Genomic DNA, 26,123 nt, shown 5'->3' with positions numbered 1-26,123 from the left:
CTGCTTGCTATTGAGGGTTATATATTCGCTAAATAAGCCAACGAAGCAGTCTGTGCTTTTTGATTAACGTTCACCTGTTCGCAGTCAACACCTTTAGATGCTAGGTCTGTGCTCAGCATCTCTCTATAATGAACATAGAGATCAGCCAGGGCGTATAAACAGGACTTGAGCTCCGCTTTATCCATGCTTGGTAATATTCCTTTAAGCTCATTTGCCAATTCTGGCAATTTTTGTTCAATACGACGAACGCCGTTAGGTTCAAGCCCATGGGCTTTTTTCGCTAGAGGCGCTATCACGGTTTGGCGCAGAAACGAGACAAACTCAAATGCTTCAAATAGTTCCCCTCTCCCTATTCTGGCGGCACCGTAGTGCACCCAAACCCAGAATCTATCTTCATACCATTGCAGACTTTGCATTGGGTAGTGCCCGTGTGAGCCTTGATAAATATCGCTTAACTGACTGTCTTCTTCCCACAGTACAATCGGATTGTCCACCCGTTGCACGACTTCAGGCAATGGAACGAACTTCAAATCCACATGCAGTAGTTCATCGCCCTCTTGATACAAACAAATCAGTACTTTAGGCTCACCTACATGCTCACCGGTAAAACACCCTAGCAATTCACCATATGACGCCGCTAACTCTTCGCGCTGTTTGACTAGCGCTTCGTAGTGTTGAGGTTTCACCGCCAATACCAGATCCAGATCGCTGTATTTGTCCAAGTTATTAGTAGATGCAGAGCCTGAAATCGATAAACCACAGAACTGTTCATTGTTTTGAGTGAGACGAATAATACGTTTAAGAAACGATAAATGGTGTGGTAATGCGCTGGTGATCTTTTTCAACATGGGAAGTGCCCCCTTGCAAATGATGTTGCGACGTTTTTCAGACTTTCCAATAACTTGGATTTTACTACACAGACTTGCTTTACACGGCTTAGCTTAGCCCCACTGTATTTGGTTTTATTTTACACAGTAATACTTTAGCCTCTCACAATAAGATGCGTAAACCAATGATTAAATAACGGGTAATAAATCCACCAATCAAATAGCATCAAAACGTGAAGTCGTAGCCGTTTTATCTATTTTGCATGGCAACCTAGCGGCTTTTTTGCTATTGGTAGCGCATTGATTGTTAAAGCATAAGTAGGTTTTGGGTGAACAACACACATTCTTCCGTGTTGAATAAAGTAGCGTATTTAATATTGCACGGCTTTGACAAAAGCTATCGCTGGCATTCACGAATTACACGCGATGCCCAACAACGTTTTGAACAAGCCCTGTGGCAAGAAACGCAAAAGGCAGTAAAAGAACGCATTGCTATTTATGAGCGCACTTTGGCTGACGCAGTGGGCGAAATATATCAGCAGGTGTTTCCCCATCAAGAAAACAACCAATTTTGGTTTGACCTAAAAACACGGTATCAAAAAATACTCAGCGACCATCCTCAATATGAATTAGCCGAGACCTTTTACAACTCGGTGCTAGGCAGAATTTTCAAACATCAAAAAATCAATGATGAGATGATGTTTATTATGCCCACACGTTGCTATTTAGCGGGGTTGCAGCGCCATTTAGTGGTGCACAGTTTTGATACTTCAGGCACGGTGCGCAGAATGTTAGAAGACATTTTTAGTCAATACCATTTCGATATTGCTTTTCAGGACATGCAACGTGATTTACAGCATCTAGATGGAGCGTTGCGTGCGCGTTTAAATAGAGAACAATTGGCCAGCGTGCATACGGTGGAGATGTTAAAACCGGTATTTTATCGTAGTAAATCCGCTTACTTAATTGGGCGAATTTGCATGCCCGATGAAACCCTGCCCTTCGTGATCCCGCTGTCTATTGCTGAAGCGGAAACCTCAGGTGAAAAACACAAAATTGTGGTGGAAGCCTTGCTCACTGAGCGTCAGGATCTCAGTGTGGTGTTTAGTTTCGCCCGCGCCTATTTTATGGCTGACACCCAGCACCCCGCAGAAGTAGTGGCCTTTCTCCATGAGCTACTCCCTCACAAAAAGAAGTTCGAGCTATACATAGCGCTTGGGTTATATAAACACGGAAAAACCGTATTTTATCGTAACTTTTTAGCGCATCTAGAGGAGTCGAATGACCAATTTTCCATAGCCCCAGGGATACGCGGGTTGGTTATGGCCGTATTTCACTTACCGTCTTACGGCGTGGTGTTTAAAATCATTAAAGATGAGTTTCCTGAAAGTAAAAAAATTACCCGTCAACATGTGAAAGACTGCTATAAACTTGTCAAAATGACCGACCGAGTGGGACGCATGGCAGACACTCATGAATACGTAAATTTTCGTCTACCCCGCCACAGAGTCGAACAAGCGTTAGTTGATGAATTACTCGATTGTTGCGCCAGTAGCATTGAGCTTACCGATGAAGAAGTGATCATTAAGCACTTGTACATAGAACGTAAAATGACACCACTAAACATCTTTTTAGAGCAACAACCCGACCCTGCATTGATAACCAGCGCCTTGAATGATTTGGGATTATGCATTAAACAAATCGCCGCAGCGCATATATTTGCTGGCGACATGTTACATAAAAACTTTGGGATCACCCGAGGCGGCCGCGTCATATTTTACGATTATGACGAAATTTGCTACTTGACTGAGCGTGAATTTAGAACCTTACCCAAATCTGACGACCCCTACGCCATTGACACGCTTTCAGTGGGCCCGACAGATGTTTTTCCGGAGCAGTTTGAGCACTTTATAGTGGGTAAGAAGCACTTGAAGCAAGAACTTAAGGCTTTGCACGGAGAAATAATGACAGCCGAATATTGGCAACATATGCAGGCCCAATCGTTAAAAGGGGATGTCCCGGATTTTATCCCCTATAACCAAGCGAAACGTTTCGTGAACTAAACAGGTTACACCTGACAACATGCTCTACCGCCATTATTTATCAGCGGTAGGACACCTTCTAGTTATTTTTCTCGGTGGTATTGGTTACCGTATAATCAGTATTAAGAACACGTACTTCACGCTGCGGGAACGGTATGGAGATGTTGTGTTCACGTAGCGTTTCAAAGATAGACAGCATTAAATCACCGCCGACGCGATTTTTACCGTCATCAATGCCTTCCATCCAAAATTCTACAAACACGTTTACACCTGAATCCCCGAAGCTATCAATTTCGCAATCTGGTCGCTCTTCAATGGGGTATTCATCACCGCTCAACACTTGCGGGTGCTCAGCAACTACCTCTTTTATTATTTCGACCATGGCTCGAATGTCGGTTTGATAAGCCACGGAGAAGTCCACGCGGTATCGCTGCTTGGGGTTCTTGTGAGACCAGTTAACAAATGTGCTAGAGATAAACTTTTCATTAGGCACCATGATGTCTTTGCCATCATAGGTTTCAAGGGTGGTATAGCGCATTTTGAAATGCCTTACGAAGCCCTTTTGTCCGTCTTCCATTTCAATGTAATCGCCAATGGTCACTGAGCGGTCAAGGAGTATGATAATGCCAGAGATGAAGTTTGATGCGATAGACTGTAAACCAAAGCCTAAACCGACGCCCACTGCGCCACCAAACACGGCTAGTGCGGTTAAGTTGATGCCCATCACATTCAGAAGTAGCAAGGCAATAACACACACCAAAGCGACTTCAAACAGCTTAGCGAATACTTCTCGGGTGCGGATATCCAAGGACTCTTGCTTACGTATAATGTCTTGGCCCACGTTATTCGAAGCGCGGCCTACCCAAAACAACAGCGTGCCAAAAATTAACACTCGCGCCAGTCCGTAGGCTGAGATTTCAATATTTCCGAGGTTAATGCTCAAGCCCTGCAGCACCTCAATAATCCCCGCTAGCCATCCCACCATATGCAGAAACAATAAGGGCAGCATCATCCACTTTAATAAGTTGGCGAGTATCGGGTGTGACACACACACGTTAATGACTGAATTAACAAACAACAGCACGGCGATGGTTAAGGCTAAATCTAAGATCCAGTTAGCCCCTATAATGCTGGCACTAAACTCGCTAACCACCTTTAGAAGAATAATCGCAATCAGCGGAAAGAGCATTTTGTCGATACGATAGGTAATTTTTCGTATGGGGTGGTCTTTTGAATCAGGCTGGTTATCGACGAATTTAGACGCCTTTCGTAATTTACTACCAAACCAATATGCTAATAAATAGATACCAGCAATTAAGCCAAGTTGTATGTAGGTATCGGCCATAAAGAGATGCTGATGGGCTACCTCTAGGTAATGTTGCGCCGTCTGCACTAATGACTGACCCGTAGTTTCTAGTACTGCAGTGTTTTTAGTTGCTACAGCGTCGGCGACGGGTAAAGTAGCGTCGGCGACGGGTAAAGTAGCGTCGGCGACGGACGAAGTAGCGATGATGAAGGTGTTGGTATCTGTCGTATCCACGTTAATTCTCTAACCAGTTATGGAATGGCTAACCAAATAAGAAACAATGACGCAATATAGCCAATTGCCCATAAAATGCTACGCAAAACATGCACATTGAACCAATAGGCACATAAGTAGCCGAAACGAGCTGCAATGAACACAATCGCACTGTATTGGGCCAAATGACCAGCAGATTGCGTTGCAACCACAGCCAGCGCACCCGGTACAAATAGAATCAGCGCTTCAAAGCAATTTGCGTGCGCTGCTGCCGCCCTCGCTCCAAACCCCGCGAGTTGCTTTTGCTGATCACGAGGATAGCGGTTGTCGTAGCCGTCTTGCTCTTTATTCATCGCTATCGCCAAAGGAGCTTTGGCAAGAATTGGCATCAAAACCGCGATGAGTAAACACAGAAGTATAATGGTCATAATGTATTGCTTATTAATAAATATCAGACCAAACGACCTTATCACGCAATTTACCGATTTCCCTAGCCATGTTTAGATCTGGAAACATTCCCAGAAAAAGTGGATTTCGCTGTTTGGTGTGTCCGTTAGTGACCCAAAATCACTCATTTGTAGTAATCTTAATGCTTTGATTTTTATAGAATAACGCATATTCTGAAAGCGCATTTTCGTTATATAACGTTTCATCATTTTATGCGCAACTAAAGGTAATCTATGGATAATGTTTGGTTAGTCATTATTTTTACGTTAATCGCAGGTTTAGCAATGCCTGTTGGCGCTGTGGTAGCGCGTATCGAACATTTTCAATCCCAGTGGTTTGAAGAAGAATTTCGTCATTTAGTGATTGCCTTTGGCGGTGGCGCGCTGCTTTCTGCTGTGGCTTTGGTGCTCGTACCAGAAGGGATTGCTAACTTAAGCCTTACCACCAGCTTGGTGTTTTTTATTGCTGGCAGCTTGAGCTTTATGGCTATCGATATTTTACTGGTCAAGATTGACACCCCTGCCAGTCAGCTTGCGGCTATGTTGGCCGATTTCATACCTGAGTCAATTGCCTTAGGAGCAGCCTTCGCCACGGGTAAAAGCAATGCGGTTCTTCTTGCTGTGCTTATCGCCCTACAAAATTTGCCAGAGGGTTTCAATGCGTTTAGAGAAATGCGCGAAGGGGATAAATTCAGCGCCAATCGGCTTTTAGTCATTTTTAGCGCGCTAGCTTTATTTGGTCCCGCGGCGGGTTTAAGTGGTTATTTTTGGCTTGCTGACTACCCTGATTACGTGTCTGCGATTATGCTTTTTGCATCAGGCGGTATTTTATATTCGATTTTCCAGGATATTGCCCCACAAGCGAAACTCGATAAACATTGGTTTCCTCCTATGGGGGGTGTGTTCGGGTTCGCGCTTGGGCTAATTGGTTTTATGCTAACGTAAAACACGTTAAATATTGGCAACATTATAGGGTGAGTAGTTATTCGCACTTCAAGTATTCAAAAACGTATTGACTTCGATCTACTGAGACGTTCTCTGATGGGCGTCATTGTTTACGCATTTATACTACCGGTCATTTTTTGGCCGTTACATTTTTTAGAAGCTCAAACCAAGCTGGCTTATGTGCTATCAGGTTGCATGTTTTTTATCAGTGCCCTAAGACTCATTCACTACTTCTTCTCACAACCCTTATACGAATTTTCTTCCCGTCTGTGGTTTGCGATTTTTGCCGTTTTATCGCTACTGCAAGCCGCCATACTTGGTTATGTGTTTACGTTGGCAATTTTTGATGAGCGCTTCACTCCCATTATTCACATCTCTATGCTAGCCACCGCAGGTATTAGCGTCAGCGCGCTTTTTGCCCTTAGTCCAAGACTCAGGTTTGCGTTTGTGAATTTGTCGTTGTTGATGATGCCAGTGATGATAACCGGATTTTTAACCGACGGGTTTCTTCCTTTAGCGGGTATGATGCTGGTGTTTTTGCTCTACATTTCTGGGATTGGCATAAGGTCGAACAAGGAATACAAACGCTCTTTTGAGATTGAAATTGAGCTTCAAGCCCAACGAAGAGAGCTTGAGACCCTAAGTCAAACAGATGCCTTAACCAGTATTTATAATCGCGGGTATTTCAATCAGTATTTCGAAAACCTCTGGTACCACGCAACACGGCATAAAATAGAAATCGCTTTGCTGATCATAGATGCAGATCATTTTAAATCAGTCAACGATACCTACGGCCATTTAGGCGGAGACGCCTGCTTGGTCCACCTCGCTCATGCAATCAATAAACCGATTAACCGTGCAACTGATATTGCGGTGCGCTACGGGGGGGAAGAGTTCGCTGTTTTGCTGTCTGGTTGCAATCCACAGCAGAGCAAAAAAATGGCTGATGCCATTATGCAGTCGATTCAACAGCATAAATTTGTCTATCAAGATAGCGAAATACCTATCACGGTGAGTATTGGCATCGCGACGCTTGTTCCTAGCCCCCATCAAAAGTCGAATGAATTAATTGAACAGGCTGACTCTGCGTTGTATCGCGCCAAAGCGACAGGTAGAAACAGAGCCTTATTATTCAGTCCTGACGATTAGGGTTACACTGTGGCATTTATAACAGCTGTAGGGCCCTCGTGAACGACACCTTAAACTTAACGCCTATTCTTCAGGACATTTCTCTCCCCTCCCCTGCGCAGCAGATATTCCCGGATTGGGAGCATGCTGATGAAGTGCAATTATGGGTAAAACGCGACGATCTAATTCACCCCGTAGTATCAGGGAATAAATGGCGTAAATTACGTTACACACTTGAGCGAGCTGTTGGCACTGGGGTTCGGCACATCGTCAGCTTCGGCGGTGCGCATTCGAATCATCTACATGCACTGGGTTATGCTTGCAATAGCCTAAATATAAAGCTAACAGCGATAGTACGTGGTCACTTTCATAAGAATCCGACACCTATGCTACAAGATTTAGTGGCATGGCAAGCTGACGTGCAATTTGCTGATCGTAAGACATATCAACTGCGCAATGACGAAACTTACTTGGCCTCATTAGCTCAGCAATATCCTAATGCTATGTTTATCCCAGAAGGCGGCTCTTCTGAGTTCGCTCTCGCTGGCGTGGCGGACATTATTCGTGAGCTCACTCAACGTTATGACTACTTGTTAACGCCTGTTGGCAGCGGGGGGACATTAGCCGGGATTATTCATGGTGCGATGAGTCAACCTGTGCCATTACACACCAAAATCATCGGAATCGCTGTACTCAAAGGTGAGGGGTATCTCGAAGAGTTGGTGAGTAACTTACTGTCATCCCAGGCTATGTTGCCATCGCAAGCTAACACATGTGAACCTATCGCTGATTGGCACATTAACCACCAGTTTCATTTTAATGGCTACGCGAAGGCTACACCTGAACTGCATCAATTTTGCCAGTCGATCAATGAGACACTGAGCATTCCTATTGAGCCTGTGTATAGCGGCAAGCTTTTTTGGGCGGTAAAAGAACTCATGGCTAAAAAGGCGTTTATACGCGGCAGCAAAATTTTGCTATTGCATACAGGTGGACTACAAGGCGCTAGAGGCTAATACTTGCGTACATCATCTGCTGGCGAATGGATACATTCTCACTTTCAGATGGTATATTCCCGCCCATAATCAGTCCAACCACACTATATGGCGAGTATGTTGTTTAACATTCGATTTTTATTGTTATTAAGTTTGCCTGTTCTTATAACCGGGTGCGCCTTTCAGCATTCCCCTGGTGCATCACCCAGTGCACAGACCAAACTAGAGACAAAAGTAGAGACAAAAGTAGAACGAGCTGAGGCCAGTGGTCACCTTACCCCCCCTATGCAGACCGTACTTAGAACCTCTTCACAATCTGAGCTAAAGATTGAACACTCTGATACACCCGACAAGGAGAGCTCCGCCCCAACTTTACACTTGAAGACACCGCGTTTTGCCCATGCTTCAGCAACAGACGGCAGATATATTTATGTGTTTGCAGGGTATGGTAAGCAAGGCTATTTAAGTGATGTTGAAATTATCAACCCTACCACCGGTGAAGTCGCTGTACTTGAAAATCGCGTGCTACCAAGGGGCTACTTTTCGGCAGTTTTCGATGGGCAGCATTCGATATATTTGCTTGGTGGCGTGAGTCATCAAGAAGACAAGGTACGCGTAGAGCAACGCATTGAAGTGTTCGACACCCGTACCCTTGAAACACGTACCTTAGGGGATATCCCTGAACCTTTGAGAGACAATAAAGCCGTTTATCTTGACGGTTACCTGTACGTACTCGGTGGTTCTTCTTACCAGGCAGAAAACGGTTATCAACTCACTCCAAGCGCGTCTGTTTGGCGCTATCACATCCAGCAGCAAGAATGGCAAAAGATGGCCAATATGCCAAGCGCAAAATCTACAGCCGTGGTAACCGATAACCAAGATATTTATGTTGTAGGGGTCGAACAAAACACAGATAGCCTAGCCAATGTCGAGCGATACACAGTGGCGAGCAATACATGGCAAAACATAACTGCCCTGCCGCATCCAGTCAGCGCCCACAGTGCAACGTGGCTAAACAACGCACTATGGGTATTTAGCAATGAAGATGAAACCAACAACAGCTACTTTTTAAAACGTGACACCTCACGCTGGCAAGTAGCACCATTCAATTATCAAAGCGCCCTATATACTAGCATCACCTCGATGGGTAATAGCTTGTATATTATTGGCGGTAATGGTGGCAAGGGAAATTCATTTATGGGTGACATACAGGTATTAACACCATGAGCTGGTTAGAATGGATACAGGGATTTGCTGGAGCGTCCATCATTGAATGGGTAGCCACCTTGGCCGGGTTTCTTTGCGTATTTCTGTTAATAAAGCGCAGTCGCTGGAGCTTTGTTTTTGGTTTTGTTCAAGTCAGTATTTATAGCTGGATATTTTTCGATGTAAAACTGTATTCCGATATGGGTTTGCACATTATTTACATCGGCTTCCAGATTTATGGCTGGTATATGTGGAGCAACCATCAAGATCAGCAAGGGCATATATCCCCGGTCAAAGGCAGTGCGAAAGAATATGCTGGGTTTGGCGGATTAGCCTTAGCAAGCGCTGCAATATTAGGCTTAGCTATGTCTAGTTATACCGATGCCAGCTTCCCTTATGTTGACGCTTTTACCACCTGCGCGAGCTTAATTGCTCAGTGGTTGCTGACTCACCGCAAACTGTTTAACTGGGTGGTGTGGATCATTGTCGATATTGTTTCCATCTCACTATATTGGCAAAAAGGCTTGTATCCTACGTCCGCCTTGTATTTCTGCTTCTTGATAATGGCCTGTATTGGCCAATACACTTGGATAAAAGAATTCCGTCGCCATAATAGTGAAAAGCATTCCACACATTTAGACAAAGCACTGAGTTAATTTGGGCTTCCCTGAAAACAGCAAAGTGATATGACGAGTACAGTATCTCCATGATCAAAAAAATTGTTTTTTTAGGGGCGCCTTCTACAGGTAAATCAACGCTCAGTGAAACCCTCGCTGAACAATTCAATTCAATTTCTGTAGCGGAATATGGCCGAGAGTATTGGATTGAACATCAGGTCGATAGGCGTCTTACGCCTGAGCAATTATTGCATATCGCCCAAGTGCAAAACCAATGGGAAGATGACGCCGAACAAAAAGCCAAAGGCTATTTATTCTGTGACACCAATGCGTTTACGACCTGGCACTTTGCCTGCCACTACCACACAACTGCTCTGCCTGAACTGACCAGACTCGCCGAAGACAGCTGGCAACGTTACGACTTGGTAGTACTTTGTGATAACGATATTCCCTATGATGATACGTGGGAGCGCTCTGGAGACGCCAACCGAAGTGAGTTCCAACAGTTTCTGAATCAATATTTAATTAACCACGCAATTCCATTCGTGAAAGTCAGTGGTGATATTGAATCTCGCGTTGCCCAAGTGCGTATCGCACTTGATGAGCTTACCGGTCAAATTAAGCAAAGCTTCAGTACACCCGCGACCTGTTAATATATTGTAAACGTTTGAAATTGCTCACTAATTTGGTGCTTATTGCACTAAAGTATACCACTGTTATGGCACCTTTCTATCGCGGCTTTCTATTGAAAAATCTGTAACTGCATGAATTATAAGAACTTTAAAAGTTGGCCTATGTGTTGCAAAGGCTTAAGTGTATTAGATGTCCAGATCATCTAATACAGGGAACAATAATAACTATAATAAAAATAGCAGTACCGAGCGATGTAAAGCTCTTCAAACGAAAGCGTCTTATTCTTGTCCGGGTAAGGCGCTTTTTTGATCTTCCCATCGCGCTAAGCTGTCTAATTGCCCAGCAAATACTAGCCTAATTGGTGTGTGTGCCCGAAATGTGAAATAGTCACTGATGTAGAAGACTTCTTTGTCACCGTCCCACTGCGTTGACTGCGAAGCCGTTTATTCTCCCAAATACGCTCGTGGATCATATATGCCACCGTGTTAACCGCAGGCTCTACTAACGCAATAAGCCCACCTACGATAAAACTACCCGTAAGAAGATACGCTACGCTGAACGCAACGGTAAAGTGAGTAATAGCAAAGGTGATTGTTTTCATAAAAGTTCCCGTCAGTAATTCGTTCAGTTAGTCGGTGCAAACATAAAAAGTTGATAAACAAATATTATTCCCCGCCTAAAATTTAGGCCAATGAAACAAATCAATCGCTACAATCTGTTAATACGATTAATTCTCATTTGCATTTTACTGTAACAGACTTAATATGCTTAGATAAAGACAAGTCATTTTTTTTAACGGCACTTTGTTTACATCCCATGATTAGGTGTTAGCATTCGCGTTTTATTGCATGTTGTTATTTATAAGGGTCTCCCTATGTCTCGTGTTCTGATTATCGGCGCTGGCGGCGTGGCTGCTGTCACTATTAAAAAATGTGCTCGTTTACCTGAGCTATTTGATGAAATTTATCTTGCTAGTCGTACGGTTTCTAAATGCGAAGCCTTACAGCAAGAAGTGGGTATTGACCGCGTGAAAGGTGTATTTGCCGTTGACGCGGATCACGCAAGCGAAGTAGTAAAAGTGATTAATCAGGTTAAGCCTGACTTGGTTATCAACCTTGCGTTGCCATATCAAGATTTAGCCATCATGGACGCGTGTTTAGACACCGGCGTTCATTACCTAGATACCGCAAACTATGAGCCAAAAAATGTGGCTAAATTTGAATACTCTTGGCAGTGGGCGTATCAAGAAAAATTCGAAAAAGCAGGCTTAACCGCGTTACTCGGTAGTGGCTTCGATCCGGGCGTAACTAACGTTTATACGGCATATGCCGCTAAGCACTATTTTGATGAAATTCACTACTTAGATATCGTTGATTGTAACGGTGGCGATCACGGTCAAGCGTTTGCAACGAACTTCAATCCAGAAATCAATATTCGTGAAATCACTCAGCGCGGTCGTTTCTTCGAAAATGGTGAATGGAAAGAAACGGATCCTTTAAGCGTACGTGAAGATTTAGACTATCAAAACATTGGTGTGCGCGCGTCTTACCTAATGTTTCATGAAGAACTTGAGTCTATCGTTAAGCACTTCCCTACGCTAAAACGTGCTCGCTTCTGGATGACCTTTGGTGACGCGTACCTTACACACCTTAAAGTGCTTGAAGGCATCGGCATGACCAGTATCGAGCCAATTGACTTCCAAGGGCAGCAAATTGTGCCCCTTGAGTTCTTAAAAGCAGTGTTACCGAACCCGGGCTCACTCGCTGACGGTTACACAGGCATGACGTGTATCGGTACTTACATTACCGGTATGAAGGATGGCAAAGAGAAAACTATCTTTATTTACAATAACTGTGATCACGCAGCATGTTTCGCAGAAGTGGGGGCACAAGCTGTGTCATACACCACAGGCGTACCCGCCATGATCGGTGCATCCTTGATGCTAAGCGGTAAATGGAAGAAGCCCGGCGTGTGGAACATGGAGCAGTTTGACCCAGACCCGTTCATGGACATGCTAAACCAGCACGGCCTGCCTTGGCACGTAATGGAATGTGACGAAAGCCCATTTGGCAAGTAAGTCGTATTCAGCAAAGAAGTCATAGCACCAATCATCAGCATTTTAGGGCCATTTATTTGGCCCTTTACTTATTTAGCGGAGACCCCCGTGACTGATCCAATGTTAAACCCTGATATCCCTTCACCTTGCTATGTGTGTGAAGAAGCCAAACTCGAAGCCAATTTGCAGTTAATGCAACGAGTACAACAAGAAAGTGGCGTCGAGATTATTTTGGCGTTAAAAGGCTTTTCGATGTGGTCCACTTTTGATTTGGTAAAACAGTATCTGCAAGGCTCAACTGCCAGTGCAGTATGGGAAGCTCGTTTAGGTAAAGAAGAAATAGGCAAGCAAGTGCATGCTTTTTCACCCGCTTTTAAACCTGCTGATATCGATCAGTTAGTAGATTTGGTCGACCATATTTCATTTAACAGTTTTGGCCAGTGGAACCGCTATAAAGCACAGATTTTACAGTCGAACGTGTCTCCCGGTATTCGCTTGAACGCGGAGCACAGAGAAGCCGATACAGAATTGTATGATCCAAGTGCGCCTGGCTCCCGTTTCGGTATTCTGGCTAAAGACCTGAAAGGCGCTGATTTAAGCGGTCTTGAAGGATTTCACATCCATAACCTTTGCGAGTGTGACTCCTTCGCCACCGAGCGCACCATACTGGCGGTGGAAGAAAAATTTGGCCAATACTTTGAGCAAATTAAATGGATTAATTTTGGTGGCGGTCATTTGATGACCAAAGACGGTTATGACGTGGAGCACCTTATTGCCACACTAAAAGCCTTCAAAGCGCGTCACCCTCATCTGAACGTAATACTTGAGCCTGGCTCAGCGGTAGCGTGGCAAACGGGTCCCTTGGTGTGTGAAGTCATCGATATCGTTGAAAACCGCGACAAGATCGCGATCGTCGATATGTCAGCCACTGCGCACATGCCAGACGTACTTGAAATGCCCTATCGCCCAGATGTACGCGGTGCAGGTAAGGCAAATGAAAAAGCCTTTACCTATCGTTTTGGCGGTAACTCATGTTTAACCGGTGATGCGATTGATTTATATAGTTTTGATCACGAGCTACAAATTGGCGAACGGATTATTTTTGAAGACATGATCCACTACACCATGGTCAAAACGACGTTTTTCAATGGAGTAGAACACCCATCTATTGGTATTTTACGTAAAAACGGCGAATTTGAGCTGGTACGTAAATTTGAGTACGAAGACTTTAAGAATAAATTGTCTTAACACGATGACCGTCAAAGTCGCGCTACTATGATTAAACAAGGCGTAACCCGACTACTCGGGTTACGCCTTTTTTGATTGCCACCTCATCGCAATTAATGGCTCGCTTTATCGCCCCAGATTTCCTCTAGGCGTTGGTCACGGCCGCAATTCCAGCGATATAGTTTGTAGCGTACTGGACTCTTTTTGTAGAAGTCTTGATGGCCGATTTCATTACCTTTAATCGGGTAAAAACGCTTCGCGTCGAGAATAGGTGTTACCACTGTTTGCTCAGGAAATTGAGCCTCAACTGCTTGCTTGGTACTCTGGGCAATGGCGCGTTCCTGCTCATTGGCCACGAAAATAGCACTTAAATAACTATGGCCTTTATCACAAAATTGGCCGCGGTCATCAAAGGGGTCAATGTTCACCCAATAATGATCTAAAATTTGTTGATAACTCACAACCTCAGCGTCATAGGTAATTTTCACCGCTTCATAATGGCCTTTGTGATTTCCGTTATACGTTGGGTTACGCACAGTTCCGCCAGTAAAACCAGAAACCACATCGCTCACCCCCTGTAATTTTTCGAAATCGGATTCCATACACCAAAAACAGCCACCAGCCAGTATGGTTTCATCCGCTGTTACATGAAAAGAGATAAACGATACGCTGAGGATCAACGCAGATAAAATAGATTTCATAACCACCCTTTAATGCTACAACAACACGCTCACGGGAATGTGACGCTCTTGATAAGTAGAACCGATAAACAGCCTACAACTTTCACTGTTGCGGCTTTATCGAAACCGCCCTACGAAGGGCGCCTTGCGAAGGCCGCCTTGCGTAGGCCGCATTCACCAATTAATCAATGCGCTGAGCCAGTATCTTCGTTCTTGGCCTTACGAATAAAAAACATCAACGGCAAGGCACAGGCATACATAGCGCCAATCCATAGAAATAGATCATTAAAGGCCAGTACTTGCGCTTGCACCATGACTCTATCCGCAATTTGCTTAATCGCTGCAACAGCAGGATCGCTCGATGCGCCAGCGACAGCTAACTGAGCTTTAGTAAGCTCTTCGAGCACCACAGCGCGGTTGGTGTCGATAGCAGGAATAAGCTGCGCCCAATGATAGTCCACGCGAATATCACGTATAGTATCCATAAAGGCTAGGCCCACTGCACCGCCTAAATTACGCAACACGTTGAATAGACCCGCTGCGTTACTGATCTCACTGTTTGGCAAGGTGCCCATGGCAATACGAGAGGCCGTTAATAAACACATCAATAAGCCCACCCCGCGCACCATTTGCGGCCACATAAACTGGTTAAAATCTGCTTGATCCGTAAGGTTGGCATTCATCACAGAGCCCGTTCCCACCATTACTAAGCCAACCGCTAACATATAACGCGCATCAACTTTGTCAGATAGCCGACCAATTATGGGGGCACTAAAGAACATTGATGCCCCTGTCACAAACATCAACTGGCCAATTTGAAAACTATTAAACCCCCGTACCGTGCCTAAAAACAACGGCATTAGATACACCATGCCGTACAGAGCAATTCCGATAATAAAGCCTAATGAAGCACCTAATGCGAAGTTACGGTCGCCAAACACGCGCAAATCAACGATGGGCAGCGTCACGCGAAAAGCCCGCCAGAAAAACCCTACCGCGCCCATTGCGCATACCGCACTGAGCATTAAGATCAGCGTGCTATCGAACCACTCATCCCCAGGGCCTTCTTCGAGTATGTATTCAAGCGGGCCTAAGAATAACGCCAAATAAAGAAGGCCTAAAAAATCGATTTTTTTGAATAATGAAAAATCTGGTTTATCGATACGTAAGTAAAACCACACACCCGCGCTGGCCAATATTCCCGGCACAACATTCATTAAAAATAACCAATGCCAGCTTGCGTGCTGAGTGATGTAACCGCCTAAAGTAGGGCCAATTGAAGGAGCGGTTGTCGCTATCATGCCGATCACCGCTTGCACTGCTCCCATGACCCTAAGCGGGAATAACTTGAAGCTAATGGCATAGGCTATGGGGATCATCGCCCCGCCCACAAAGCCTTGAATGGCGCGCATAATAATTAATTGGTCAATAGTTTGTGCAAGGGCGCAGCCGACACTGGCGATAGTAAATGCCACACAGGAAATCACGAAGGTAAGATGCGTTGATAACCAACGGGTTAACATGCCTGACAGCGGGATCATAATTATTTCGGCGATGAGATAGGCCGTTTGCACCCAAGAAATCTCATCAGGTGTAGCAGACACCCCTGCTTGAATTTCATTCAAAGAGCTGGCGACAATCTGAATATCTAAAATCGCCATAAACATACCGAGCATAACAGCAACAAAGCCAATCTTCTGACGCAGCGATGGCATCTCGGTTACTTTTTCATCACTCATTTACGCCACTCGACTTGTCATATTTCGTACCGATTTGATGTACGCGGCAAGCGAGTATTTTTGGCAGTACCGGTAAAAGATGATTCATATGCTTGCCAGTTTAGTTAATGCCTATCGCGTTGCGTGGTCAGCACTTCTTCGTTGGGCAAATAGGCACTTTGTTGATTGAAACCTTGTGTATCAACATGCGGTATCACAGATAAACCAGGACGCAATAAATGCAAATACTCGCTTGGACCTGTGACGTGAATTCGAACAGGCACACGTTGTACGATTTTATTGAAATTTCCGGTGGCATTATCTTTAGGCAGTAAACTAAATTCAGAGCCGGTGGCTGGTGAAATAGACGCTACCACCCCGGTAAACTCCACATCATCTTGAGCATCTACTGTGAGCTTTACAGGCTGGCCGATTGTCATGTGGCCTATCTGCGTTTCTTTGTAATTGGCCACAACATACACTTGAGGAAGCGGTACCAAATACAACAGTGTCATGGTCGGTTGAACCAAGCCCCCAGTGCGAGCTCCTAAATTACCGACTATGCCATCGCTTGGTGCCAGAATATCTGTTTTAGCCAGCTGGCTTTGCGCATAAGCAATCTGTGATTCAGCGGAACTGATGTTGGCTGCAGCACTTTGCTTCTGTGCATCGAGCACAGCAAACATCTGTTGTGCAGCAGCGTAAGCCGCTTCAGCTTGGGCTTGCTTAGCTTTGGCAACCGCCACGTCAGCTTCGGTATTTTGCAGTTGCTGCTTGGAGTCGAAAGACTGTTTATCTAAAACTTGGAAGCGAGCTAAATTGAGCTCGCCGCGCTTTACTTCTGCTTTGGCCGCATCAATATTGGCTTTTGCTTCATCTATTTTTTTATCTTGCAGACTAATTTGCTGCTGAGCATTAACAAGGGCGGCTTCGGCAACGCTAAGCTCAGCGTTAGCCTGTGCTAATTTTGCTTGGTAATCACTGGCGTTAATTTTGACCAGAAGTTGCCCTTGGCGCACATGTTGATTTTCTTGCACGGCTAAGGTTTCGATACGCCCGGATATTTCAGCTCGAATGGAGATATTGTCTGATTTGATATACGCGTTATCGGTTTCTTCAATAAATCGCCCATGTTCGTACCACTCGTAGCCTTTAGTTGCTATCCACCCCACGACCAACACTAAAACGACGAGGAAAAAACCTTTTCTTAACCACATTGGGAGTCCAAATTTGTGTACGTTACATTAAGTGTAATGTATATTACACTACACTTCTAATCGTTCAATTGATAACAGGCAAATAACATAAATTTTTGTTATGGTTATTTCGTCTCATTAATGCAGTTAAGCCATGCCCCCAAAGACACCACTAGCTAGCAACACCACTGAGTATGCACCGCGAGAACGTGGCCTTATTCGCCGTGATAAAATTATTCAAGCCGCGACGCGTGTTTTCGTTCAATCTGGTTTTGAATCAGCGAATCTGCAAGATATCGTTGCTTTAGCTGGCGGCTCACTAGCCACCCTTTACCGATTATTTGGCAACAAAGAGGGGTTATTTTATGCCGTTATCGAGCGTAAGAGTGACCAGCTACTGGGCGAAATTGACTATGGTGATTTACAACACAAAACCCCAAAAGATGCATTGCAGGTGATAGGCATGCGTTTTTTCAGTATGGTGATTTCGCCGGAGGTGGGCGCGATACACCGCCTGCTGATAGGCGAAGCGGTACGCAATCCCAAACTGCGTGAAATATTCTTAACGCTTGCTACTGAGCGCGCAATACGTAACTTAGCGGATTACCTGCAAACCCAAGTTGATAAACAAACATTGGATATTCCAGATTGCTTTATTGCTGCCAGTCACTTTATGGGCGCATTAAAAGGCAACTATCACATTCGATGCATGTTGGGGGAAGTGGTCAACTTACCCCTTGAGGAGCAAGAAAAATTTGTAACCGCAGCAGTTGATATGTTCCTCGGTGGTTATGCTCGTCGCTAAAGAGTGCGTTAAACGTCAAGGGCAATTTCAGGCGTTGAAAGTCTTTCTAATAACCGCCCAGATAAGCCATCGTTAATATTGCGTGCTTTTTGCACGACTATAACGCTGCGGTTAATACGCAGTTTCGAAAGCCAATTCATGCAAGCTCGATTCAGTAAATCTTGCATACCCCCTTGTAAACCTCACCCCGTAGCGCCCCCATAGATTTGTTTTTCACTCAATACATTGCTCTATAACCCGCGCTGCGCGTGCAGTTAATGTTTTCTGAGAACTCGGCAGAGCATTTGCATCGTTGATAGCAAATCCGTTAGCGGCTTGAAGATCGCATTTAGGCTACTTGAGACCGTTAAGTTACCACCACATCTTAGTAATAAAATCAGTGCAGGAGACATTATATGAGTATTGTTAAATCTGGCAGCGCAACCTATAAGCCATTAGGTAAGAAAGGCAAAGGCAGTATTTCTACAGAAACTGGCGCATTATCAAATCACCCATATGGCTTCAATACACGTTTTGAAGACGGCAAAGGCAGTAACCCGGAAGAACTCATCGGTGCTGCACATGCAAGCTGCTTCACTATGGCTCTTTCGTTGGCCCTAGCAGATGCAGGTTACGAAGACGGTGAATTAAAAACCACAGCGAAAATCAGTTTAGATAAGACAGATAATGGGTACAAAATCAGCCAGTCAGCATTGAGCTTAAGCGCAACAGTAGCAGGGATATCCGAAGACGAGTTCTCAGAAATAGCACAAGAAGCAAAAGCCAATTGCCCCGTATCAAAATTGCTAGATACCAAGATAACCTTAGCAATCGATCTCTCCACCTAGCCGTTTTATATAACGCCAGTGGTAAATAAAACCTTAACGGCATGAGCCGCTAATACCGATGGCTCATCAAGTGTAAGGCCGCGGGGGATAACAACCCTGCGGCTTCCGTTTTCTCCCACCCTATTCTATTAACCATATACGATTAGCTATATTCGATTAACCGTATTTGATTAAGAATGGGTTTGACGAAACCGGGCAAACAGATGAGCTAAGAGCTGAGTTGAAAATCAGCAACTTCGCATCGCCATTTTCACACAGCATCGCAGCACAATTGATAACGCTTAGTGCCCTCTTTGATAGACCAATTAATCATGTTTTCCTACTGCGTTGCAGCTGCCAGCGCTTTAAGATCTTGAGTTAAGCCGGTTTTGGGTCTTTCGATGACCCGCCCTAACTCTTTTCCATTGTTCAGTAGAATAAATGTGGGCGTGTATCTAAGCCCGTACCGCTCTGCCAAGCCCTCAGGGTCTGATTTTCTCCGGTCAACGGCGACTAACGTAAGCTTAGGCACCTCCAACCCGCTTAGGTCAAAGGTCTTTAACAAACGCGGCACTTCACGTTGACTGTCGTGACACCAGGTACCAAATAAAACCACTAGGGTATCTTTTTGCAGTTCTGCTACCGCAGCCAGTTCCTCTTTGCTTGGTTGATACGCTTTGTATTCGGTTTGAAAGGCCGGATATTGGGCCAATAATTGTTCTGCGCTGATTTCCCCCACTAAGTCAGGCTCACTGCCCACTGAATGACTACAGCCGGTTAACACAAAACCCAATAATATAAATAAAGTCACTTTTTTAATACGATTCAAACTGGCTGGCTCCTTCGGTTAATTCACTGGTATTCAATATCACATGTCATCAAATTTCAAGTTAACACATTACTGAGATTATGATTTGGTGTAATATTACTACCGAACCGTCTTGAGTAGTTAAATCAAAATAAAAACAGTAACTTGCTACCCTTTTTTTCGACTAAACTGATAACAGCTATGCGGCACATTTAATACATAGGACAAGGATTATGGCGACACCAAGCGATAGCGCTCTTACTCAATCGGTAAATGCGTTGGTGGCAAAAATTAATGATGCAACCCAAGCAAAAGAATCTTTGTTCGAACAGGCTGAAATCTATTTCCAATCGGCCCAGAGTCAAGCGCGAACAATCATGCAGCTCACTCAAGATATCGAAGAGAAGCAAAAAACAATTGACTCAGCTCAAAATGAAATACAGAAGAACCAATTTCGTGAGCTTCACACTCAAGCCCAAAAAGCACTCAAGGATGAAAGAAGCAAACAGTCCCGTTTGAGATATGCTCGTCTTCAGACTCTCAATCAAATATGTACTGAAATAATTCAACTATGTGAAGGCACGAGTTGGCAAGAAACTCAGCAAAAAAGTGCCAAAGTCCTAGCTACCTTACTCCTGATATGCCCGCCAGAAGGTAACGCTGTGGCGCAAACGCATCAGCGTTGCAAACCTTTTTATAAGGCCGTGCTGAGCTTACGCTTATTGGATCAAATGCTTAAGAATGAACAGGTTGAAAACGCGTATGTTGTCAGTCGCTTCAATGAATCATCGCGATTCTCCACACCAGCAAAAGCACCTCAAAATTTAAATTTGTTCCAAAAAGATGTCGCCATTCCGTTAATTAGCGCGTCCATATTGCAAGACATTGGTATGCAGCATCCTGAAATTCAGCGTTTATTAAAAGGCTCAGACGGTTCGCAAGACCCGTATCGCGTATTAGAAAAAGAAGTACGTGTGCCTCTTTTAATCATGAACCATGAACAAACCATTGATTATGCAAATAATGGATTGGGCGAGGGACAATTTAGCGAAGAAAATGATGACTCTGTAGAGTTCAAAGAACGCCAAGAGCGGTTTGAGAAAAGTGAAGCTAATCGAGCTCGATTACTACTAAGCATGCTAAATGGAGCGATTAAACCTAAAGAAGCCCTCGGCAGCGCGCTCAAAGCCGCGCAGATTTATACGTCCATTGTACTCTCCACCAAGCCCAACTTTAATTTTGCTGACTTACCTAAAGCCACTAAGGTCGTTTTACATTCCGCTCAAAAAGGCGCATTGACCTTAACGGGAGCGCAAAGCTTGCAACAGGTTGTGGGTCATTTCCCCATGGGGTTTGGCGTCGTTTTTTGTCACGAGAAGATAGATGATACGGCTGAGAAACACTATGCTTACGCTTTGGTCAATATGCTTAACCCGCCAAGAGCGAATGCCCCTCATTGTCGTATAATTAATTCATTAAACGCTGAGTACCCAGCTGGCAAACAAACTGTTATTCCCCAGCAGCAAAATTTGTATTTTGAGTACGCTTATCACCAATTCAACGCGTTACCGGAAGAACACCTGAATGGCCTTGCTCAAAATATTGCTGAAAAACTCGATCAACCTAAATGTAAAGACACACTTCCTAATCATTGGTCTGCGTACGCTTATTTTCACTTTAAAAAGCAGCAGAACTTTTGGCTACAACATAAGAAATAGTGTTTACTTTATTGATATAACTAAAAAGATGAGTTTATAGCACTCAATTCTACCCTGTTGCTCTTGATTGCTTACTGAATGTCCCCATTTCGGCACCTGCTTTACAGGATGCTAAGTCAATTAGCCTTTAGGCAAAAGTATTGAGATTTTATTAGTCTTTATCCTGTCCTTATTCGTACAAGCTAAGTGAAAACATTGGATTTAGGCGTTTCACCGATAAATTGCATCGAAATACGTATTTTGCGTGGAATCTAACAATAACCTATCTCAATTCAACCATACTATGAAAACCGAAACCGCTATACATCAGGCGTGTGTTGCTCACGCTAAACGAGGATTTAACTTAATGCGCTTACTCAAGCCCTTTCTACTGACCACTATTCTTTTGACTATAGTGACCGCGTGCTCAAAGCAATCTGAGCAAAAACCATCCGCAGCGCAAGCTCTGCCGGTTGAAACGAGTGCACCGATTAAAGCAGTCATCACACAGTGGGATGAATACACGGGTCGCTTCGAAGCGACTCAGCAAGTGGATATTCGCGCACGGGTTAGCGGCTATTTGGACAAAGTAAACTTTAAAGATGGTCAAATGGTCAAGAAAGGGGACGTGCTTTTCGTTATCGACCAACGCCCATTTAAAATCGCCTTACAAAGTGCAGAATCGCAGTTTGCGTTAGCAAAAAAAGAATTGGCTAGAGGCAAAGATTTGCGTAAGAAGAACTCGTTGTCTCAAGAAGAAGTAGACCGTCGTCAAAACGAATACGATATCGCGCTAGCCAATGTTGAAACGGCTAAGCTCGATTTGGAGTTCACAGAAGTTAAATCACCGATTGATGGTGTGGTCTCACGTGATTTAATTAACGAAGGCAACCTCGTTAATGGCAGCGCAACGAGTGCATCTTTACTGACAAATGTTGTATCTATTGACCCTATCCATTTTTATTTCGATGCGGGCGAGCGTGACCTACTAAAATACATTCGCCTTAGCCAATCCAACAAACGTGAAAGCTCACGTAGTGCGTCCAATCCTGTCAAAGTCCGCTTACAAGATGAAGAAGATTTTGTTCACTCTGGTGTTATGGACTTTGTCGATAACCAAATCGACCAAAACACCGGCACTATCGTTGGCCGCGCTATATTAGATAACCCGGGTGGATTTATCGTGCCGGGCTTGTTTGGTCGTATTCGTTTATTGTCTGAATTGAATGTTGAAAAAATCCTTATCCCTGATGCTGTTATCGGTACAGACCAATCCCGTAAATTCGTTTTTGTGGTGAACGATGAAGGTAAAGTCGATCGTAAATTCGTTACTTTGGGTAAATTACACACTAAGGAATTACGCGTCATTGAATCTGGTTTAACCCAAGATGACCATATTATTTTGAATAACTTGATGCGCGCCCGTCCCGGTACGCCAGTTCAGGCAGAAAATGTTGACCTTTCTAGCCAATACTCGCTGTAAAGGACGCATAAAATGAACATATCTCATTTCTTCATTGACCGACCGAAGTTTGCTTCGGTCTTGGCAATTATTGTTTTAATCATAGGCAGTCTTGCGTACTTCAGTTTGCCTGTTGAGCAGTACCCACAAATAGCCCCGCCAACTGTTCAGGTGGTGGCGTCCTACCCGGGCGCAAGCGCTGAAATAGCGGCTAAAACCGTCGCAACGCCATTGGAGCAAGAAATAAACGGCGTGGAAAATATGCTGTATATGTCGTCTCAGTCAACGGCTGATGGGCGAGTCACCATCACGGTTACTTTCAAACTGGGAACGGATTTAGATAACGCACAAGTGCAGGTTCAAAACCGCGTGGCCATCGCTGAACCTAGATTACCTGAAACAGTTAGCCGTTTAGGTATTACCACCAAAAAGAACTCACCGGATTTAATGTTAGTGGTCAACATGTACTCGCCCAATGGTACATACGATCAAACCTACATTGCTAACTATGCTGCGCTACAAATTCGTGACCAGCTATCTCGTATCGATGGAGTCGGCGATATCTTAACCTTTGGCGCCAGCCAATACTCTATGCGCGTTTGGCTTGACCCAGACATCATTGCGTCTCTTGATATGACGGCCGCAGAAGTGGTAACCGCATTACGAGGACAAAATATTCAGGTTGCAAGCGGCACCTTAAATCAGTCGCCTGTGGATGCAGGACAAACTGCATTTGAGCTAAACGTTCAAACCCAAGGGCAACTAATTGAGCCTGAAGAATTTGAAAATGTCATTATTAAAAACCAAGACGGAAAGATCGTGCGCTTGCGCGATGTGGGCCGTGTGGAGCTTGGTGCAGAAAGTTATACCACCCGCGGTTATTTAGGAGACAAAAAAGCCGTCGCGATGCCGGTATTCCAACGTCCAGGCTCGAATGCCATTGAGACGGCGGACGCTATTAAGGCTGCCATGGTTGAGGTTGGAAAAAATTTCCCACCAGATTTAACCTATGAAATAGCCTACAACCCGACTAACTTCATCAGCGAGTCAATTACCGCCGTTGAACACACCATATACGAAGCAATAGCCCTGGTTGTTTTAGTCATTATGGTGTTCCTACAGAATTGGCGTGCAGCGCTCATTCCAATCATCGCTATTCCTATATCATTAGTCGGTACGTTCGCAGTGCTAAGTGCATTTGGCTTCTCTTTAAATAACTTGACCTTGTTTGGCCTGGTGTTAGCCATCGGAATTGTTGTTGATGATGCCATCGTAGTGGTTGAGAACATGGAACGTTTAATGGCCGATGGTATGCGTCCTTTAAAAGCTGCTCGTCAGACCATGACAGAAGTCGGCGGAGCGGTACTGGCGATTGGGCTAGTACTGGTCGCGGTATTCTTGCCCACAGCCTTTGTGGACGGTATTTCAGGACAATTTTATAGTCAGTTCGGTATCACCATCGCTGTAGCCACTATCATCTCTGTGTCTGTGTCATTGATCCTCAGTCCTGCTATCTCTGCAGTGCTGTTTAAGCCTCATAAAGACGAATCAGAAAAAAGCGGTGTATTTCATTACCTGTCGGGCAAATTTAACCGTGGTATGGACAGAACCTCAGATAAATACGCACGCATGGTAGCCAAGCTTGTCCGCCATGGTTCAATTATGTCGTTTGTATATGTGTTGCTTATGGGCTTTACGGTTTACATGTTTAGCATCGTGCCCAAAGGCTTTATTCCTGCTCAAGACCAAGGTTATTTGATTGTTGGCGTCCAGTTACCCTCTGGTGCTTCGCTTTCTCGCACGGATGCCGTTGTGCAAGAAGCGGTAGATAAATTACTTAGCATTGAAGGCGTTGAGAATGCCGTTGCTTTTGCTGGGTTCTCCGGTGCGACGTTTACCAATGCCACCAACTCAGCGGCAATTTTTGCCATCATGAAATCCTTTGATGAGCGCGCTGAAATTGGCGCTACATTTGACAGCGTCCTTGGCAACGCAAGGGCACAAATGAGCTCTATCGACTCAGCCAATGTGGTCGTTATTCCGCCACCACCTGTGCGCGGTATTGGTAATGGCGGTGGCTTTAAAATGATGCTTGAGGACAGAAGTGGCCGAGGCCTGCCAGCACTCGAACAAGCGATGTGGCAGCTCGCTGGTGCAGCAAATCAAGAACCTGCTACCACTGCGGTGTTCAGCTTCTTTGAAACCAGCACACCGCAACTGTACGCAGATATTGATCGTGAACGAGTTGAACGATTGGGTGTATCCGTATCAGACGTATTTAGCGCCCTAGAAATCTACTTAGGCAGTGCCTTCGTCAATGATTTTAGCTACCTAGGCAGAACGTTCCGGGTAACGGCTCAAGCTGACGCGCCTTACAGAATGGAAGCCGATGACATAGGGCGAATTCGTGTACGTAATTCATCAGGTGAAATGGTTCCCCTGAGCTCAGTGGCAACGTTTGAATATCGCTCAGGCCCTTCACGAGTGCCAAGATATAATTTATACCCAGCGGCAGATTTAATCGGCAGTACTGCGCCAGGCTTTAGTTCAGGGGAAGCGATCGCCACTATGGAGCGACTCGCGGCAGAGATTTTGCCCGACGGAATAACCTACGAATGGACTGAATTGGCCTATCAAGAACAACAGTCAGGCAGTACCGGTATATTGGCTTTTGGCTTCGCGGTGGTCTTCGTGTTCTTGCTACTGGTTGCGCTTTATGAGAGCTGGACGCTACCTTTATCTGTTATTCTCATCGTACCCATGTGTTTACTTAGCGCCATTATCGGTGTGCACCTTATGGGGCTAGATAACAATATCTTGACGCAAGTTGGCTTAATCGTGCTCGTTGGTCTTGCCAGTAAGAATGCCATTCTTATCGTAGAATTTGCCCGTCACCGTGAGCATGAAGGAGCTGGCTTATATGAGGCCGCTAGCGATGCCGCCAAACTACGATTACGTCCTATTTTAATGACCTCGTTCGCTTTTATTCTTGGCGTATTACCCCTTGCAGCAGCCACTGGAGCAGGAGCAGAGATGCGTCAAGCATTAGGCGTGGCGGTATTTAGTGGCATGTTAGGTGTGACATTCTTTGGCTTGATATTCACACCCGTGTTTTACGTATTAATGCGTAAACTATCAATGCTAGTGAAAGGTCAGAAATTGGATGAAATGGGCCGAGTGCCGGTGATTGAAAGAGAGTAATTAGCGCTAGATAGCATCAGCCCGCCAGAATACTTAAACTTGTTCTGGCGGGCTTTTTTTATGTCCCACGGATAGGCTTGTTATTCCCCTAAAGGCTGATTCCAAGGCC

The 26,123-nt window shown here is 44.8% G+C and carries 23 protein-coding genes; 14 read left to right on the top strand and 9 right to left on the bottom strand.

Going from position 1 to position 26,123, the window contains the following annotated elements:
* Nucleotides 1-17: 17 nt before the first annotated feature.
* Nucleotides 18-848, bottom strand: coding sequence for an aminoglycoside 6-adenylyltransferase (locus AC0L6N_RS01575; RefSeq protein WP_473478238.1), 831 nt, complete (start codon nucleotides 846-848; stop codon nucleotides 18-20).
* Nucleotides 849-1,156: 308 nt separating this feature from the next.
* Here AC0L6N_RS01575 and aceK point away from each other — a divergent pair, with 308 nt between their 5' ends.
* The gene (gene aceK, locus AC0L6N_RS01570; RefSeq protein WP_011573647.1) at nucleotides 1,157-2,890 is read left to right on the top strand and encodes a bifunctional isocitrate dehydrogenase kinase/phosphatase; all 1,734 of its coding nucleotides are present in this window, start codon (nucleotides 1,157-1,159) and stop codon (nucleotides 2,888-2,890) included.
* A gap of 58 nt (nucleotides 2,891-2,948) precedes the next feature.
* On the opposite strand, the gene AC0L6N_RS01565 is transcribed toward aceK, so the two are convergent.
* Both AC0L6N_RS01565 and AC0L6N_RS01560 read right to left on the bottom strand, forming a co-directional pair.
* Nucleotides 2,949-4,409 carry a mechanosensitive ion channel family protein gene (locus tag AC0L6N_RS01565; RefSeq protein WP_473478236.1) on the bottom strand — a complete coding sequence of 487 codons (1,461 nt, stop codon included), beginning with the start codon at nucleotides 4,407-4,409 and terminating at the stop codon, nucleotides 2,949-2,951.
* A gap of 17 nt (nucleotides 4,410-4,426) precedes the next feature.
* Nucleotides 4,427-4,816: an MAPEG family protein gene (locus tag AC0L6N_RS01560; protein WP_473478235.1), complete on the bottom strand. Its 390-nt coding sequence runs from the start codon at nucleotides 4,814-4,816 to the stop codon at nucleotides 4,427-4,429.
* Between the two features lie 252 nt (nucleotides 4,817-5,068).
* Here AC0L6N_RS01560 and AC0L6N_RS01555 point away from each other — a divergent pair, with 252 nt between their 5' ends.
* The 6 genes from AC0L6N_RS01555 to AC0L6N_RS01530 all read left to right on the top strand — a co-directional run bounded on the left by AC0L6N_RS01555 (nucleotide 5,069) and on the right by AC0L6N_RS01530 (nucleotide 10,378).
* A complete protein-coding gene (locus tag AC0L6N_RS01555) occupies nucleotides 5,069-5,779 on the top strand; it encodes a ZIP family metal transporter (protein WP_011573644.1) in 711 nt (236 codons plus the stop codon).
* A 96-nt stretch (nucleotides 5,780-5,875) separates the two neighbouring features.
* Complete coding sequence (locus tag AC0L6N_RS01550) at nucleotides 5,876-6,928, top strand: GGDEF domain-containing protein (RefSeq protein ID WP_473478232.1); 1,053 nt, start codon at nucleotides 5,876-5,878, stop codon at nucleotides 6,926-6,928.
* A gap of 38 nt (nucleotides 6,929-6,966) precedes the next feature.
* Nucleotides 6,967-7,923, top strand: coding sequence for a 1-aminocyclopropane-1-carboxylate deaminase/D-cysteine desulfhydrase (locus AC0L6N_RS01545; protein WP_473478230.1), 957 nt, complete (start codon nucleotides 6,967-6,969; stop codon nucleotides 7,921-7,923).
* A gap of 96 nt (nucleotides 7,924-8,019) precedes the next feature.
* Nucleotides 8,020-9,129, top strand: coding sequence for a Kelch repeat-containing protein (locus AC0L6N_RS01540; RefSeq protein WP_473478227.1), 1,110 nt, complete (start codon nucleotides 8,020-8,022; stop codon nucleotides 9,127-9,129).
* Entirely contained in the window at nucleotides 9,126-9,764 is a 639-nt protein-coding gene (gene pnuC / locus AC0L6N_RS01535) for a nicotinamide riboside transporter PnuC (protein ID WP_473478224.1), read from the top strand. Before AC0L6N_RS01540 ends, pnuC begins: the two co-directional genes overlap by 4 nt.
* Nucleotides 9,765-9,814: 50 nt before the next feature.
* Complete coding sequence (locus tag AC0L6N_RS01530; protein ID WP_473478221.1) at nucleotides 9,815-10,378, top strand: AAA family ATPase; 564 nt, start codon at nucleotides 9,815-9,817, stop codon at nucleotides 10,376-10,378.
* A gap of 329 nt (nucleotides 10,379-10,707) precedes the next feature.
* Here AC0L6N_RS01530 and AC0L6N_RS01525 read toward each other — a convergent pair whose 3' ends face one another.
* Nucleotides 10,708-10,959, bottom strand: coding sequence for a DUF2061 domain-containing protein (locus tag AC0L6N_RS01525; RefSeq protein ID WP_473478219.1), 252 nt, complete (start codon nucleotides 10,957-10,959; stop codon nucleotides 10,708-10,710).
* 273 nt (nucleotides 10,960-11,232) lie between these two features.
* Between AC0L6N_RS01525 and AC0L6N_RS01520 the strand changes: the two genes are divergently transcribed.
* Complete coding sequence (locus AC0L6N_RS01520) at nucleotides 11,233-12,435, top strand: saccharopine dehydrogenase family protein (RefSeq protein WP_473478216.1); 1,203 nt, start codon at nucleotides 11,233-11,235, stop codon at nucleotides 12,433-12,435.
* An 87-nt stretch (nucleotides 12,436-12,522) separates the two neighbouring features.
* A complete protein-coding gene (gene nspC / locus AC0L6N_RS01515; RefSeq protein ID WP_473478213.1) occupies nucleotides 12,523-13,662 on the top strand; it encodes a carboxynorspermidine decarboxylase in 1,140 nt (379 codons plus the stop codon).
* 92 nt (nucleotides 13,663-13,754) lie between these two features.
* Here the strand turns inward: nspC and msrA are convergent, their stop codons facing one another.
* The 3 genes from msrA to AC0L6N_RS01500 all read right to left on the bottom strand — a co-directional run bounded on the left by msrA (nucleotide 13,755) and on the right by AC0L6N_RS01500 (nucleotide 17,256).
* The gene (msrA, locus tag AC0L6N_RS01510) at nucleotides 13,755-14,342 is read right to left on the bottom strand and encodes a peptide-methionine (S)-S-oxide reductase MsrA (RefSeq protein WP_011573635.1); all 588 of its coding nucleotides are present in this window, start codon (nucleotides 14,340-14,342) and stop codon (nucleotides 13,755-13,757) included.
* Between the two features lie 164 nt (nucleotides 14,343-14,506).
* Entirely contained in the window at nucleotides 14,507-16,060 is a 1,554-nt protein-coding gene (locus tag AC0L6N_RS01505; RefSeq protein ID WP_473478210.1) for a DHA2 family efflux MFS transporter permease subunit, read from the bottom strand.
* 104 nt (nucleotides 16,061-16,164) lie between these two features.
* Entirely contained in the window at nucleotides 16,165-17,256 is a 1,092-nt protein-coding gene (locus tag AC0L6N_RS01500) for an HlyD family secretion protein (protein ID WP_473478208.1), read from the bottom strand.
* A gap of 133 nt (nucleotides 17,257-17,389) precedes the next feature.
* On the opposite strand from AC0L6N_RS01500, the gene AC0L6N_RS01495 reads away from it, so the two are divergent.
* Nucleotides 17,390-18,040, top strand: coding sequence for a TetR/AcrR family transcriptional regulator (locus tag AC0L6N_RS01495; protein WP_473478205.1), 651 nt, complete (start codon nucleotides 17,390-17,392; stop codon nucleotides 18,038-18,040).
* Nucleotides 18,041-18,048: 8 nt separating this feature from the next.
* On the opposite strand, the gene AC0L6N_RS01490 is transcribed toward AC0L6N_RS01495, so the two are convergent.
* Nucleotides 18,049-18,180 carry a hypothetical protein gene (locus AC0L6N_RS01490; protein WP_473478202.1) on the bottom strand — a complete coding sequence of 44 codons (132 nt, stop codon included), beginning with the start codon at nucleotides 18,178-18,180 and terminating at the stop codon, nucleotides 18,049-18,051.
* 255 nt (nucleotides 18,181-18,435) lie between these two features.
* Here AC0L6N_RS01490 and AC0L6N_RS01485 point away from each other — a divergent pair, with 255 nt between their 5' ends.
* On the top strand, nucleotides 18,436-18,867 hold the full coding sequence (locus AC0L6N_RS01485) for an OsmC family protein (RefSeq protein WP_011573631.1): 432 nt from the start codon (nucleotides 18,436-18,438) through the stop codon (nucleotides 18,865-18,867).
* 319 nt (nucleotides 18,868-19,186) lie between these two features.
* On the opposite strand, the gene AC0L6N_RS01480 is transcribed toward AC0L6N_RS01485, so the two are convergent.
* Nucleotides 19,187-19,675, bottom strand: a complete 489-nt coding sequence (locus tag AC0L6N_RS01480) for a thioredoxin family protein (RefSeq protein WP_473478198.1) — start codon at nucleotides 19,673-19,675, stop codon at nucleotides 19,187-19,189.
* A 212-nt stretch (nucleotides 19,676-19,887) separates the two neighbouring features.
* Here AC0L6N_RS01480 and AC0L6N_RS01475 point away from each other — a divergent pair, with 212 nt between their 5' ends.
* The 3 genes from AC0L6N_RS01475 to AC0L6N_RS01465 all read left to right on the top strand — a co-directional run bounded on the left by AC0L6N_RS01475 (nucleotide 19,888) and on the right by AC0L6N_RS01465 (nucleotide 26,014).
* The gene (locus AC0L6N_RS01475) at nucleotides 19,888-21,372 is read left to right on the top strand and encodes a hypothetical protein (RefSeq protein ID WP_473478195.1); all 1,485 of its coding nucleotides are present in this window, start codon (nucleotides 19,888-19,890) and stop codon (nucleotides 21,370-21,372) included.
* Nucleotides 21,373-21,718: 346 nt separating this feature from the next.
* A complete protein-coding gene (locus AC0L6N_RS01470; protein ID WP_473478192.1) occupies nucleotides 21,719-22,834 on the top strand; it encodes an efflux RND transporter periplasmic adaptor subunit in 1,116 nt (371 codons plus the stop codon).
* Nucleotides 22,835-22,846: 12 nt separating this feature from the next.
* Entirely contained in the window at nucleotides 22,847-26,014 is a 3,168-nt protein-coding gene (locus tag AC0L6N_RS01465; protein WP_473478189.1) for an efflux RND transporter permease subunit, read from the top strand.
* Nucleotides 26,015-26,123 lie beyond the last annotated feature (109 nt).

This window comes from Paraglaciecola sp. G1-13, from assembly GCF_055809255.1.
Note: the sequence above shows the minus strand (reverse complement) of the source record. Positions and strands in the feature narration are given on the sequence as shown.

Excerpts from the sequence above, each read along its gene's own strand:
- AC0L6N_RS01575 (WP_473478238.1), bottom strand. The coding sequence starts at position 848 with ATGTTGAAAAAGATCACCAGCGCATTACCACACCATTTATCGTTTCTT.
- AC0L6N_RS01560 (WP_473478235.1), bottom strand. The coding sequence starts at position 4,816 with ATGACCATTATACTTCTGTGTTTACTCATCGCGGTTTTGATGCCAATT.
- AC0L6N_RS01555 (WP_011573644.1), top strand. The coding sequence starts at position 5,069 with ATGGATAATGTTTGGTTAGTCATTATTTTTACGTTAATCGCAGGTTTA.
- AC0L6N_RS01550 (WP_473478232.1), top strand. The coding sequence starts at position 5,876 with ATGGGCGTCATTGTTTACGCATTTATACTACCGGTCATTTTTTGGCCG.
- AC0L6N_RS01540 (WP_473478227.1), top strand. The coding sequence starts at position 8,020 with ATGTTGTTTAACATTCGATTTTTATTGTTATTAAGTTTGCCTGTTCTT.
- pnuC (WP_473478224.1), top strand. The coding sequence starts at position 9,126 with ATGAGCTGGTTAGAATGGATACAGGGATTTGCTGGAGCGTCCATCATT.
- AC0L6N_RS01530 (WP_473478221.1), top strand. The coding sequence starts at position 9,815 with ATGATCAAAAAAATTGTTTTTTTAGGGGCGCCTTCTACAGGTAAATCA.
- AC0L6N_RS01525 (WP_473478219.1), bottom strand. The coding sequence starts at position 10,959 with ATGAAAACAATCACCTTTGCTATTACTCACTTTACCGTTGCGTTCAGC.
- AC0L6N_RS01520 (WP_473478216.1), top strand. The coding sequence starts at position 11,233 with ATGTCTCGTGTTCTGATTATCGGCGCTGGCGGCGTGGCTGCTGTCACT.
- msrA (WP_011573635.1), bottom strand. The coding sequence starts at position 14,342 with ATGAAATCTATTTTATCTGCGTTGATCCTCAGCGTATCGTTTATCTCT.
- AC0L6N_RS01505 (WP_473478210.1), bottom strand. The coding sequence starts at position 16,060 with ATGAGTGATGAAAAAGTAACCGAGATGCCATCGCTGCGTCAGAAGATT.
- AC0L6N_RS01500 (WP_473478208.1), bottom strand. The coding sequence starts at position 17,256 with ATGTGGTTAAGAAAAGGTTTTTTCCTCGTCGTTTTAGTGTTGGTCGTG.
- AC0L6N_RS01495 (WP_473478205.1), top strand. The coding sequence starts at position 17,390 with ATGCCCCCAAAGACACCACTAGCTAGCAACACCACTGAGTATGCACCG.
- AC0L6N_RS01490 (WP_473478202.1), bottom strand. The coding sequence starts at position 18,180 with ATGAATTGGCTTTCGAAACTGCGTATTAACCGCAGCGTTATAGTCGTG.
- AC0L6N_RS01485 (WP_011573631.1), top strand. The coding sequence starts at position 18,436 with ATGAGTATTGTTAAATCTGGCAGCGCAACCTATAAGCCATTAGGTAAG.
- AC0L6N_RS01475 (WP_473478195.1), top strand. The coding sequence starts at position 19,888 with ATGGCGACACCAAGCGATAGCGCTCTTACTCAATCGGTAAATGCGTTG.
- AC0L6N_RS01470 (WP_473478192.1), top strand. The coding sequence starts at position 21,719 with ATGCGCTTACTCAAGCCCTTTCTACTGACCACTATTCTTTTGACTATA.
- AC0L6N_RS01465 (WP_473478189.1), top strand. The coding sequence starts at position 22,847 with ATGAACATATCTCATTTCTTCATTGACCGACCGAAGTTTGCTTCGGTC.